Annotated in this window: 15 protein-coding genes; 8 read left to right on the top strand and 7 right to left on the bottom strand. The window is 49.9% G+C overall.

Translation table 11 applies throughout. The features are described from left to right. Both IQ260_RS04600 and hemJ read right to left on the bottom strand, forming a co-directional pair. A partial coding sequence (locus tag IQ260_RS04600; protein WP_193991308.1) for a gamma-glutamyltransferase family protein occupies positions 1 to 1307 on the bottom strand: 1307 nt, incomplete at its 3' end. Between the two features lie 28 nt (positions 1308 to 1335). Beyond that, positions 1336 to 1923, bottom strand: a complete 588-nt coding sequence (gene hemJ / locus IQ260_RS04595) for a protoporphyrinogen oxidase HemJ (protein ID WP_193991307.1) — start codon at positions 1921 to 1923, stop codon at positions 1336 to 1338. 157 nt (positions 1924 to 2080) lie between these two features. On the opposite strand from hemJ, the gene menB reads away from it, so the two are divergent. From menB to IQ260_RS04570, 5 genes are all read left to right on the top strand, one after another. Beyond that, positions 2081 to 2914: a 1,4-dihydroxy-2-naphthoyl-CoA synthase gene (menB, locus tag IQ260_RS04590; RefSeq protein WP_193991306.1), complete on the top strand. Its 834-nt coding sequence runs from the start codon at positions 2081 to 2083 to the stop codon at positions 2912 to 2914. 375 nt (positions 2915 to 3289) lie between these two features. Next, positions 3290 to 3760 (top strand): hypothetical protein, encoded by a 471-nt coding sequence (locus tag IQ260_RS04585; protein WP_193991305.1) that lies wholly within the window; start codon positions 3290 to 3292, stop codon positions 3758 to 3760. 260 nt (positions 3761 to 4020) lie between these two features. After that, a complete protein-coding gene (locus IQ260_RS04580) occupies positions 4021 to 4398 on the top strand; it encodes a DUF433 domain-containing protein (protein ID WP_193991304.1) in 378 nt (125 codons plus the stop codon). Further along, on the top strand, positions 4395 to 4790 hold the full coding sequence (locus IQ260_RS04575; RefSeq protein WP_193991302.1) for an ACP S-malonyltransferase: 396 nt from the start codon (positions 4395 to 4397) through the stop codon (positions 4788 to 4790). The genes IQ260_RS04580 and IQ260_RS04575 overlap by 4 nt, the downstream gene beginning before the upstream one ends. A 364-nt stretch (positions 4791 to 5154) precedes the next feature. Next, a complete protein-coding gene (locus IQ260_RS04570) occupies positions 5155 to 5400 on the top strand; it encodes a hypothetical protein (protein ID WP_193991300.1) in 246 nt (81 codons plus the stop codon). Positions 5401 to 5745: 345 nt separating this feature from the next. Here IQ260_RS04570 and IQ260_RS04565 read toward each other — a convergent pair whose 3' ends face one another. From IQ260_RS04565 to IQ260_RS04555, 3 genes are all read right to left on the bottom strand, one after another. Then, positions 5746 to 6330: a Uma2 family endonuclease gene (locus tag IQ260_RS04565; RefSeq protein WP_193991298.1), complete on the bottom strand. Its 585-nt coding sequence runs from the start codon at positions 6328 to 6330 to the stop codon at positions 5746 to 5748. Positions 6331 to 6768: 438 nt separating this feature from the next. Next, the gene (locus IQ260_RS04560) at positions 6769 to 7575 is read right to left on the bottom strand and encodes a TFIIB-type zinc ribbon-containing protein (RefSeq protein ID WP_193991296.1); all 807 of its coding nucleotides are present in this window, start codon (positions 7573 to 7575) and stop codon (positions 6769 to 6771) included. Beyond that, entirely contained in the window at positions 7568 to 8023 is a 456-nt protein-coding gene (locus tag IQ260_RS04555; protein ID WP_193991294.1) for a hypothetical protein, read from the bottom strand. Before IQ260_RS04555 ends, IQ260_RS04560 begins: the two co-directional genes overlap by 8 nt. Before the next feature lie 283 nt (positions 8024 to 8306). Between IQ260_RS04555 and IQ260_RS04550 the strand changes: the two genes are divergently transcribed. Continuing rightward, positions 8307 to 8768 (top strand): hypothetical protein, encoded by a 462-nt coding sequence (locus tag IQ260_RS04550; protein WP_193991292.1) that lies wholly within the window; start codon positions 8307 to 8309, stop codon positions 8766 to 8768. 291 nt (positions 8769 to 9059) lie between these two features. On the opposite strand, the gene IQ260_RS04545 is transcribed toward IQ260_RS04550, so the two are convergent. Next, on the bottom strand, positions 9060 to 9302 hold the full coding sequence (locus IQ260_RS04545) for a hypothetical protein (protein WP_193991290.1): 243 nt from the start codon (positions 9300 to 9302) through the stop codon (positions 9060 to 9062). Between the two features lie 88 nt (positions 9303 to 9390). After that, complete coding sequence (locus IQ260_RS04540) at positions 9391 to 10572, bottom strand: TRC40/GET3/ArsA family transport-energizing ATPase (RefSeq protein ID WP_193991288.1); 1182 nt, start codon at positions 10570 to 10572, stop codon at positions 9391 to 9393. Positions 10573 to 10786: 214 nt separating this feature from the next. On the opposite strand from IQ260_RS04540, the gene IQ260_RS04535 reads away from it, so the two are divergent. Both IQ260_RS04535 and ruvB read left to right on the top strand, forming a co-directional pair. Continuing rightward, positions 10787 to 11194, top strand: coding sequence for a hypothetical protein (locus IQ260_RS04535; protein WP_193991286.1), 408 nt, complete (start codon positions 10787 to 10789; stop codon positions 11192 to 11194). Between the two features lie 84 nt (positions 11195 to 11278). Continuing rightward, positions 11279 to 12433 (top strand): Holliday junction branch migration DNA helicase RuvB, encoded by a 1155-nt coding sequence (ruvB, locus tag IQ260_RS04530; RefSeq protein ID WP_193991284.1) that lies wholly within the window; start codon positions 11279 to 11281, stop codon positions 12431 to 12433. The last annotated feature ends 47 nt before the right edge of the window (positions 12434 to 12480 follow it).

The raw sequence follows: 12480 nt of genomic DNA, 5'->3' as shown, positions 1-12480 counted from the left end.
CCAGTGGACTCAATGGTCAAGGTATAAGAAACGACATTGCCAAACCGATCTGCTGTGACTAGATGGGTGGTGGATAGGCCTTCTTGGGCGTTGCTTGTGGCGATACTGGGAACCTGGGTCAGACTGGGGCTGGGGTCGGTTTGGTGCTGCAGGGGATTGCCAGGTTTGGTACAGCGCCGGGCTGCCTGCTGCGGGAGCTGACGAGCGGTGATGTACTTGGGGGCGAGCAAACCTGTGACCGGTACGTCGACGTATTCGGGATCGCCGATGTAGGCGTTGCGATCGCAAAACGCCAGCCTTTCAGCCTCAATCACCCAGTGCAGCGCCTCGGCCCGGTCTAGACTGCCTAAATCCTTAGACTCCAAACGCTCTAGAGTTTGCGCCACCGTAATCCCGCCGCTGCTGGGCAGTCCCATGCCATACAGCCGATAGCCGCGATACTCGCTCACCACAGGCGGTCGCACCCGCACCTCATAGCGATCCAAATCACCCAGCGTCATCGCTCCAGGGTGAACCGTAAACGGCGGATCGTCCACCACAGGTGGAGCCTGCACCGTTTCCACGATTGCCTGGGCCATCTCACCCCGGTAAAAACTATTTACCCCCTGATTTGCCAGCAGTTTATAGGCCTTAGCCATGTCTGGATTGCGCAGCTGTGTCCCCACCGCTGGCGGCATACCCTGGGGCAAATACAGCTGCCGCGTCGAAGCAAACGCCCCAAATCGTTCCTGGTTACGCGTTACCTGCTGAGCAAATGTTTCATCCACCGTAAAGCCAGTCTCAGCTAGCTCAATGGCCGGAGCCAATGCTGCCGATAGCGACAGGGTGCCATAGCGAGATAGGGCAGTCTGCCAATTTAAAGGCGTACCTGGTACACCGACCGCTAGGCCACTGCTAATGCGATTAGGAAAAAACGGCAAGTTTTCGTTAGCCGGATCTTGAGGGTCTCGAAACAAATCAGCCGTCACCGCTGCAGGTGCTTCTTCACGACCATCCAGGGTAATCACCCGATCTTGATCGTGCAGATAGATCATCATAAATCCACCGCCACCGATACCCGCAGAGAACGGCTCTGTCACCCCAAGGGCAGCTGCGGTAGCCACAGCTGCATCCACCGCATTCCCGCCCTGACGCAGCACCTCAATGCCAATCCGACTCGCGTCTTGATCCACTGATGCCACTGCACCGTCAGTTCCTTTGGCAACCGGTACTTTTGCCAGCGGCTGAGCCCAGGTGCCTGCGGCTAGCAAAAGTGCAACACAAATGGCACAGAGAATCGACAGCCCATAGCGAACTTTAGATTGCATACTTAGCCCCTGGCAAACTTTTTCAAAACTAAGATGACAGCGCCTGCTCCGTGCCTGACGCCGCCGCTACTTCTTTCTCCTTATCAAGGCGGCGTTTGCGAGCATAGAGCTGAATCGTCGCCAAAAACAGGACCGTCAAGGCCGCAATCAGCCAGGTGGTCGCACTGGTGGGAAACTGATTCTTAAAGATCACCAGCATCACAATTACTACCAGCAGCAGTGTCGGACCTTCATTAAAGAACCTCAGGGTTTTGCTATTCCACTTACACTCCCCCTTCTCCAGCTGTTTGATCAAACGCCCGCAGTAGAAGTGATAAATCAGCAGCAAGCCCACAAATCCGAGTTTGGCATGCATCCAACCCTGGTGCAGATACTCGGGCATCACGTATAGCAGTCCGGCTGCCATCGCCACCGTTAGCACCATAGCGGGTGTCGTAATAATGCCGTACAGTCGCTTTTCCATGATGCTGTACTGCTTTTTGAGAATGCTCTGGGCGGGCTCAATCTCCATGTCCGCTTCGACATGATAGATAAATAACCGAGCCAGATAAAAAAGACCTGCGAACCAGGCCACAACACCAAAGATATGAAACGCTTTGAACCAGTAGTAAGCCATGGATATAACGGTTTTTCTCTGGTGACTATTCTCCCGTAGATGCCATGATTTTGACTGGGGAGACCGAGCTTTGTAACAGCCTTGTAATGATTGGTCCTGTTCATCCAGCTGACATAATGGCTGTGGCTTTCCATTCAATGTAACCAGCGGACACACCATGCAAGTCGATTGGCAATCGGTCAAAACCTACGAAGACATCTTTTATCACAAGGCCAACGGCATCGCGAAAATCACCATCAATCGTCCCCACAAACGCAATGCGTTTCGGCCCAAAACGGTATTTGAGCTATACGACGCCTTTTGCGATGCCCGCGAAGACACGTCTATCGGCGTGGTTCTGCTGACTGGAGCCGGTCCCCATACCGATGGGAAGTATGCCTTTTGTGCAGGTGGTGACCAGAGTGTCCGAGGGAAGGCGGGCTATGTAGGTGACGACGGGATTCCGCGTTTAAATGTGCTCGATCTGCAGCGATTGATTCGATCCATGCCCAAGGTGATCATTGCCCTAGTGGCGGGCTATGCCATTGGCGGTGGCCATGTGTTGCACCTGATTTGCGATCTGACCATTGCGGCGGACAATGCGATTTTTGGACAGACCGGGCCTAAGGTGGGCAGCTTTGATGGCGGCTTTGGTGCCAGCTATCTGGCTCGTATTGTCGGGCAGAAAAAGGCACGGGAGATTTGGTTTCTTTGTCGGCAGTATGATGCGAACCAGGCGTTGGAGATGGGGCTGGTGAATCATGTGGTGCCGGTGGATCAGCTGGAAGCGGAAGGTGTGCAGTGGGCGCAGGAGGTGTTGCAGAAAAGTCCTACGGCGATTCGCTGTCTGAAGTCGGCGTTTAATGCTGATTGTGATGGTCAGGCAGGCTTACAGGAGTTGGCGGGCAATGCGACACTGTTGTATTACCTGACGGAAGAAGGGGCGGAAGGGAAACAGGCGTTTTTGGAAAAGCGTCCGCCTGATTTTAGCCAGTATCCCTGGTTACCGTAGGTTTGCCCGACTCTCAGCTTATAAACCAGAAAGACAGTCCGTAGTAGGGTGGGCACTGCCCACGATCACCTATGCAAGTGTCCAACCCCTTGTTTTACGTACGTTTAGCAATATGAGAAAACTCTTTTAAGATGGTGGGCAGATGTAGCGATCGCAAAAAAAGCCACGTTATCCAGAAGTCTCTGCCCACCCTACTCGCTAACTGGGTCAGGGTATGTTGGTTGGATTCATCAGGATTACATCAGGACTTTAGATTATCAAGGTAGCTTATGGGATTAGAGGTGTTTCTTAGACAACAAGTGCATCATTCCTGATGTCCATCTAAAAATCGTGAACTCTGAAGCAGGAAATCGTTGATGCAAACATTTTTTAGTTATGCGGCAGGAGTTTTCAGATCGATTAAAAATCCTTCGTAAGGAACGCGTTACGGGTTCATGGAGGGATGGCTGGATTTATGGCAGATTAAAACAGGAGTTTGATTTACAGCCTGATGAGTTGAATACCATGGCTACTGTTTTAGGATTCAAGTATGGATGGAATCCTATGGTAAAAAACATCCTGGAAAATCAGTGGCAAGAAGATGAAGTGAGATGGATGCAACAAGAGGCAAATAAGATTCAAAAACAAGCATCTCTGAAGCGCCAGAAGTACACCCTATCTCAAAAAATTGCTGTACTGCTTCGAGAAGTTGAAACTGTAGCTAAGCCAAGGCAAGAATTGACGGATATTGAGCGGGTACTCATAGCACAAATCATAAAAATGGAGGTCGATGAGCAAGTATGGATGCTTGAGATGATACTTGACCGCCGCAAAGAGAAGACTCTTTTAGATGGTGTGCAGATCTAGCGATCGCAAAGAAAGCCACGTTATTCAGAAGTCTCTTCCCACCCTACTCACTTACTGCGGCTTTCTGAAGATGTCGCGGACTGACAAAAGTGATACTTTCCATTCCTATCATTCGCTTGAGCTTGGGCAAGAAAATTATGGAGAGCCTGAACTAACGATAGTCGTTACTAAAAACGTGTCTGAGAACTGACTACTTGATTGGATAAACAATTGGCTTATATATCTGAGCTATTATTGAAGCAGCTCGAAATAGCAGTGCCATGGTGACACCTAAACCTGATCATCAATCAGCGATTATTCGTACAGAGCGGGGGTTAACTATCGTAGGTACCCGTATCACGCTCTATGACGTGATGGATTACGTCTTAGCTGAATACCCGTCTAAGTTTATCCAAGGATTATTCGAGCTAACTGAAGATCAAATCGACGCTGCTCTAGCTTACATTGAGGCAAACCGTGCTGAAGTAGAAGCAGAATATAAACAAGTTATCCAAGCAGCCGAAGAACTTCGGCAGTACTACGCAGAGCAGAATCGTGAGCGAATTGCTCGAATTGCGCTACATCCACCAAAACCAGGAACCGAAGCTGCTTGGGAAAAACTGCGGGCTGCTAAAGCCAAACGTCAGTCAGCAGCATGATTTGTCTGATTGATCACAATCTCAAAGGTCATGCTTTAGTTTTCTTCGGTGCTATTGCTAGCCAAGGTTGGCTTGATATTGTGTCCATTCAGTTCGTCACATTTGATGAACTCGATTTGCCAACTGATAGCGACGATAGGGTGGTCTGGAGGTTGGCTCAGAAAAATCAAATGGTTCTGCTGACAGCCAATCGAAGTATGAAGGGCAAAGATTCCCTAGAGCAAGTAATGCGTGAGGAAAGTACAGAAGAGTCATTGCCCGTGCTCACTATTAGCAATGCTGATCGGCTATTCAACGATCCCGATTATCGCGGGCGATGCGTTGAAAGCTTGGTTGAAATCGCGCTTAGTCTTGATAGTTATCGAGGTGCAAGACGTGTCTTTGTCCCATAGTTGTTAAAAAAAGAGTGAGTATCAAGAAAATTGCAGAGAATAACAAATCGTTGTAGCGGCGATTTAAAGGTGATTGGTCGAAAAATGTATCAAAATTGTGTTCAACCACTACTTGACGTCCACCATCCATAGGACGTATGTTCGTTTTAGGGCTGTGATTAACCGTCGTTGCCTCAAATCAGAACTCAATATTTGGCACTGCCAGCAGGTGTACCACCACCTTGCTGACAGCTAACCTCCCGGATTTCATAGCAATCCCGGAAGCTTCGGCTATTATGGCTCAGCGCTCCGATTTGCACAATCTTCGCGGAGCCGCTGACTATTGGGTTCTGGCTCCACCATATCTATTTGGAGACCAGATCCCATGTTTCAAGACAATAGCCAGGGCGCAGGCGCGTCCAACGTTCCGTCTATCGTTCCGTCACTGCCGGAGTATCAGTATGAAAACATCAATCACACACTGTTTGGCAGCCTGATCGCCATTCGTAATACTATTGCCCTGCTCCACAAGCTCAACTATGCCGAGCCCAACGACTGGAGTAAACCCTTGCCCACCGGGCGACCCAATGAGCTGATGGCGATTTTGACCAAACGAGTGCGGGTTGACTAGAAAGCGTAGTTTTTTACATTCTAGCGATCGCAGGGCTGGCATAGGGCCAGCCCCCAACAGATTTTGGCATCAGCTAAAAAATTTGATAAGTCGCTTATCTGAGATCTTGCACCTGATGAGGAAGCGCTAGCCCGCCCAGGGTTCGAAACCCTGGGCTAGCCGAAGGGTGTCCACTGGAAGGGACACAATCATCGGATATGTGTTTTAGGGTTCGCTTCCACAACGGTAACGGTCAACTATGCTTCAACCGATCCACAACGGCTACCAGCATCTCTACACCAAATTGTCCCTTTAGCGGACAACCCTCAGCTAGCGCTGGCGTTTCAACCCAGCGCGGGCTCCTTATTATTTGGTAGTAAAAATCTCTATGGCAGTTAAGGAAAGATCAGGAAATGTGGGAGAGTTAAGGCCTTCACTACCTCGGAATTCGATTGAATCGTAGAACCGATGCTGTAGCGTACAAAGAGTGACAACTTCATCTAGCGGATCCACAATCCAATATTCTGGGATTTCCAACAGACTATATTCAGAGCGTTTAGACCGATAGTCATCAGCTTTGGTGGAAGGGCTAACCACCTCAACGACCAGCAACGGTGGCAGCTCATTCAAATCAATCACAGCCTCTCGATCTGCCATGGCTTCCCATTGAGCTAAAGGTAAAACAGTTATATCAGGAATGCGAGAGGTGTCCCATCGCCTCCCTCTAGGGGAACGCACCCCAATCATCATGGATTTAGATGTCCAAGAAAGCTGCTGTTTTCTAATTTCATCCCGGAATTGGTCGTTCAAAAACTCAATAATGGCTCCATGTTTGCCGGTGCCCAAACCCATCGGAATTAGCTCTCCATCGATAAGTTCGTAGCGGGTATTGGTGCCATCGTCATAGGCCAGGTAGTCTGCAAACGTGAATTTTTGAGTAGTCGTTGTCATTGCAGTTATCTATCCTGCCACGATACTTTAGTATATTTTGCCATTGCTACCCGAGTATCGGTAAGAAAACGTCAACCATACTCTGTTTGGCAGTCTGATCGCCATTCGTAATACCAATGATTTGATCACGAACTGGACAGTTCCGGTCGGTCAGGATGTCGCTGCCAAAAACTTATGGTCCAGTGCAACCAATCACTACGCTGTGATCTGTTGCATAAACCAAGAAAAATTGATAGTTGTGTAAGGCAATGATGGGAATGTTCTGCAAAGACTCCCATAGGAATCTTGCTGGCGTAGAGTGGACTCATAGAAGAACGATTTATTGCATTCCACTTTATATCTAAACCGAAACCCCCATGAACCATAGCGTTTGTGGGGGTTTCTTATAGAGTCCATTTAAGTCCTTTAAGCGACTCGGTTTAACTGGCCTTAAAGCCGTTATCCTGAAAACATTGCTGCAATTATTGCGGCTAGAGTTTCTATGAGTCCACCGGCCATCTCGGCAGTGGCTTCCACGACAACAGTGGCGACCTCGGGTAGCTCCCCTGCCGTTTCTAAGGCGGCACTGGTCACCGCTGCTAATGACTCCATGGTTGCGCCCGCTGCTTCAGCACTACCTTGGACCGCGCTGCTGGCAACTTGGAGACCTGAATCGTACAGAATATTGGCAGCTACATGGTTCACGCTACCCTCTACAGCAGTTTCTACCGTAGTTTGTGTGGTGGCATTGCTATCGGTAAACTGTGTCCAATTGGGGGAGGTATAGCTGTTCTCTGATGTGCGATCGCAACTTTCTAAAAAGGCCGGTAATGGTCCATTCCATATAGCCAGCAGCTCTGCCTGGTCAAACCATACTCCTTGACAATGCTGGCAAACATCTAAGGCCAGCTGCCGATGCTGTTTACGTGCCAATGTCCGTTTACACACAGGACAGGCAATGCGATTGTACTGGTCACAGGCCGGACACTGATCCAAATTGCGGTCCATCGGAGTATCGCAACGATGGCAGTGGATCTGTCCTTTTTTTGATTTTTGGGTAATGCGTTGACGATCTTGAAGCGATGTAATTTGCTTAGAAAGAGTTACTTCGTTTTTGTCGAACCAAACCCCACCACAGCGCTGACAGCAATCCAAGGTGAGACAGGCTCTACGGTTTTTACTCTCCTTTGGAATAATCTTGAGCTTTTGCAGCGGTAGCCCTGGGCATACAGGACAGCTGTACTGGGGTTCTGTTGTATTATGCATCAAGCAGCCCTCGTGAAGAGTGCTTTGTGGGTAGCTGCTGGATGTCGGGAAAGACATAGACTAACAATCCAGATTGAGTCATTTCGATTTCGGCTAAGTCTTGATTACAGAGATTAGTCAGGACTTCATTAGCTACAGCAGGTTCAATGCCCAATTCGGAAATGATCTCAATTTCAGTGAGTTTTCCCTGGTTTTGCTGAGCCAGCTTGAGAATTTCTGAACGTAGTACAAGGAGTCGAGAATTGACGATATGGGTGGCTAGGAGTTTGCGATCGCGACGATGGCTGCCCACGAGACCAAGACCCGCAGCCATGGGTAAACCTATCCCTAGACCAAAGGTCATGCCCTTAACGACGGTAGACTGATTGCTCAGGTCGGCTCTAAAAAAGCCCAAAAGCATAAAGCCTGATAGGCTGAGTAGCCCAATTCCACCCAATAGTTTATTCATTATTCAGCGATCAAAAAGCAAATCCATCCTAGCCAAATCATTAGTGTAGGTACCAGAGTATTCAAATCGAGCAGCCTTGGGTCAGGGGATATGCTTAAAGATAGAGACATTGGGCTGCATTCAATCAATACTCCTAACTACCTCTGTGATTTCCATCACTAAATTTACTCAGCTAATCTCAGAAACGCCTTAAGCAACCCTCAGTTATCGGTCAGATGACATTCAGGTAGCTCCCGCATTCTTGTAATCAATGAAGTCACCGATTCGCTAAGGAGCCTTAACCATGAAACGCACTATCCTTTCTGCCTTAACTGTTCTGGTTGCATCCGCTGCTGTTGCCCCCATCGCATCCGCTGCCGAGCCCGCTAGCTTCAACATCCAATCCGCTCGCCTCGAAGAGCTTGATGCCCGCACCAAGAATTCCGTCCACAAACTACGCCTTGAGCACCTCAACAACCAGACCAAGGCCATCGAAGATATCCAATCTGCTCGCCTGGATGCATTAGACGCCCGGACTAAAGCTGTCGATAATATCCAAGCCGCCCGCTTAGATGCTCTGGATGCCCGCACCAAGAACGGTGTTCACAAGCTGCGTCTGGAGCATCTCAACAACCAGACTAAAGCTGTTGATAACATTCAATCCGCTCGTCTAGAAGCGTTGGATGCCCGGACTAAGGCTATTGATAATATCCAGGAAACTCGCCTCGATGCTCTGGATGCTCGCACTAAAGCTGTCGTCCGCTAATAGCGCAGGGCATGCCAATCTCTCTTTCAGATATCTCTCGTTCCTTCAGCACTAGGCCTCTGCCAAAACGGTAGCGGCCTTTTATTATCTACGCGCTGATAATAAATAGCTGCGACGAGACTTTATAGATCTCACCACAGCTGTTCTAGCTATTTAAGTTTTGCTGACCAGGCCGCTTGATTTGACCTGGACGTTTATGTTTATGCCTTATGCTTGCGTTTTACAGTCGCGATCGCACCCACAGCCAGCAACCCAACCATTGCCATGAGTTCAGGTACATCCGCCACCTCTTCAGCCGGTACTCGGCAGATTGGTGGTCTTGTCAGCTAAATAAGGATTGTCCCCACCGATGATATACTCCCAATCATCGGCTCCAGATAAAATAGTTTTACCATCAACTTCAAATTCCCCGATCCAGGATTCTGCAACGCGACCATTATCCCAAGTTACTAAGTACAGATAGTCGTTGGTATTGACTTCAAAGTCCCAAGTTTCTGCTTCAGATCTAACACCGCTGGTTTTGACTCCGCTCAACCAGCCAATTTTGAGAATACGAGGGCTGAGCGGAGTCGACGCCAGCAGCGATGGCTAGTTTTGCCCAATCACTGACAAAGAGCCAAAACTAGCCTAAAGACGCAAAGCGAATTTTTAGATAGTCATCCTCCATCTTGGCCCCAGCAGGCTGCAGAGCCGCCAGCGCCTGAGGTAATACCAAATTGCGACGGTGGTTGCCGATGCGAATGTTTAACTCATCCGCACTCTTGCTCAGCTCAACCTGGCTTTTTGGAATACCCGGCAGGTAAACCTCTAGGCTGTAGTTATTCTCTTCTTGCACCACCCGCAGAGTTGTTTCCTTATAGTAAACCTGCGTCGGATCTTCGTCTCCGTAAATAGTCTCTTTCAGTCGCTCTAGCGCAGCAAGACCACACATCTCCTCTGAGAAAAGCGGTACCTCTTTGACCGGCAGCGGTCGGAAGTCATCGTGAATCTCTTGACGATACACCTGCTGATTTTCTTTCCAGCGTTTAAAGAACGGATCGGTCACCGTATCAGGGATAATCCGATTCGCCACCACCATGTCAGTGCCCACATTGTAGAGACTCAGATAGGCATGGGCGCGCAGAGATTCCTTAAGCACCATCTTTTCAGGATTAGTCACCAGCCGGACTGATGTTGTAGCCGTGTCAGTCAGCACCTTTTCCAGCTCGACCAGCTGCTCATAAAACTCATAGGGCGCATCCATCACCTCAGTCGTTGGCAACGAAAACCCAGCCACCGGTCGAAAAATAGGTTCTACTAAGGGACGTAACGCGGCAGAAACCGCCTGAAAAGGCTTGTAAAGCTTACGCATGTACCATCCTGCCACCTCCGGCAGGCTGAGTAAACGCAGAGCAGTCCCCGTTGGAGCAGAGTCAATAATCAGCACGTCATACTCATTTTCATCATGGTGACGCTTCATCCGCACCAGACTAAAAATTTCATCCATCCCTGGCAAAATAGCCAGCTCTTCAGCTTCTACCCCTTCTAAACCACGGGCTTGCAGCACCTGGGTAATGTAGCGCTTGACCGCCCCCCAGTTACCTTCTAGCTCGCGGAGGGCATCGAGTTCTGCGCCCCAAAGGTTGGGCTTGACTTCACGAGGTGTATGCTCCAGCTCCATATCAAAGCTGTCTGCCAAAGAGTGAGCCGGATCGGTGCTCAGCACCAGGGTTTTGTAGCCTAGCTCAGCACAACGTAGCCCCGTTGCCGCTGCTACCGACGTTTTACCAACGCCGCCCTTACCCGTCATCAGGAGTACGCGCATACCTACCTTAGAAACTTTACATTGTTTTACTTTAACGAGTTTTTTCCCATTGCGGCAGACCACTTCAAACAGCATCCTGAAATTCTCCATGAGTCTGCGTTCGATTCAGTAGCCTCTAGAGGCCGTGGCATCAGTTAGCGCCAACACAACTAGGGAATTCTGAAATGGAACGCACAGACAGTCCCAGTCGTCCTCTATCTATGGAGGAATTACTATGCTTAAACAGTTACTTTTTCTCAGCTCTGTCCTGGTCGTAGCCATAGCGACACCGGCTGTCCAAGCGGCTGACTGCGTTTATCGATGCGGGTCTGACGAAATCCAATTTGCCCCTGGACAGGCCGTAAAACTAGAGGTGGTCAACCATACCGGTGGCCGTGTGAGTCTAGAGCGCGTCTTAGATTTTCATCCCTACGGCATGTGGCCCGACCAGATGATCACCATCGATGCCCAGGTTGGCATGGGCGATCTATCCGTCGTATTTTGGGAAGCGGCCCAGCGCCCGATAGAAGTCCGACTACACCGTCCAGAACCGGGGACGCTACAGATTGAGCTACTACCCAGCGGCGCTGTTAACGATAGTGCAGTACACATTGTTAACGACGGACGCGTGATGATTTATTAAACGATATAGTACATTTGTTGTGGCTGGCCGGTGCTGTGAGGATCGGCAACGCACAGGTGTTCACATGATCGGGTTTAATGGGCCATGGCAATTATTTCTTCTAAGCAGCCGGAGTCGGACAAACCAGCCGAGCAGCCTAAGAAGACTGACAAAACGCCTACACCAGCTAAAAACCAGCTGCTAGAAACCGAAGCCCGGCCCGATGAGGTCAGTCGCAATGACGACGGCATTCGACCCCAGACGCTAGACGACTACATCGGCCAAAAAGCCCTCAAAGAAGTGCTGCAAATTGCCATTCAAGCAGCGCAATCCCGTAAAGAGCCCCTAGATCATTTGCTGCTCTACGGTCCCCCCGGATTAGGCAAAACCACCATGGCCCTAATTTTGGCCCAGGAAATGAAGGTGGATTGCAAGATTACCACCGCACCAGCCCTAGAGCGGCCTCGGGACATTGCAGGCCTGTTGGTCAATGCCAAAGCTGGCGATATTCTATTTATTGATGAAATCCATCGGCTATCGCGGGTGACCGAGGAAATTTTGTATCCCGCCATGGAAGATTCCCGGTTGGATATCACCATCGGCAAGGGACAAAGCGCCAGAACCCGCAGCATTCCGCTACAGCCCTTTACCCTAGTGGGAGCGACGACTAAGGTGGGAGCCCTAACGTCTCCCCTTAGGGACCGGTTTGGCCTCATCCAGCGGCTGCGGTTCTATGAACTAGATGAGCTGACCAGTATCATTTTGCGTACAGCCACCGTGCTCAAAACTGAGATCCAGGAACCCGGAGCGATGGAAATTGCCCGTCGGGCTCGGGGCACACCGCGAATTGCCAATCGGTTACTCAAGCGCGTGCGAGACTATGTGCAGGTAAAAGCCTCAGGTCCGATTACCGAGCAAATTGCAGGCGATGCGTTGGAGTTGTTTAATGTGGATCCGTGTGGACTGGATTGGACCGACCGACGGCTGCTTTCCGTGATGATTGAAAACTTTAACGGTGGTCCGGTGGGGCTAGACACCATGGCGGCGGCGACCGGTGAAGATGCCCAGACAATTGAAGAGGTGTATGAGCCCTATCTGCTGCAAATTGGCTATTTGCAACGCACACCCAGGGGCCGCATTGCCACTCCAGCCGCCTGGCGACACTTGGGCTATGAGGTTCCTGATCGTCCCACATTAGTGTTTAAGTCAGATGTCAAACCAGAATCTGATGATGACAGCGATCAGCTATCGTTAATGTGAGCTAATGGATAGGAATTTTATAAGCTGCAGAGGTTGTCATGGAACGC

Origin of the sequence: Leptolyngbya cf. ectocarpi LEGE 11479, from assembly GCF_015207065.1 — a bacterium.
In the GTDB taxonomy this organism is placed as follows: domain Bacteria; phylum Cyanobacteriota; class Cyanobacteriia; order Phormidesmidales; family Phormidesmidaceae; genus Leptothoe; species Leptothoe ectocarpi.
The sequence above is the reverse complement of the archived record's forward strand: the minus strand, read 5'-3'. Positions and strand labels throughout refer to the sequence as shown.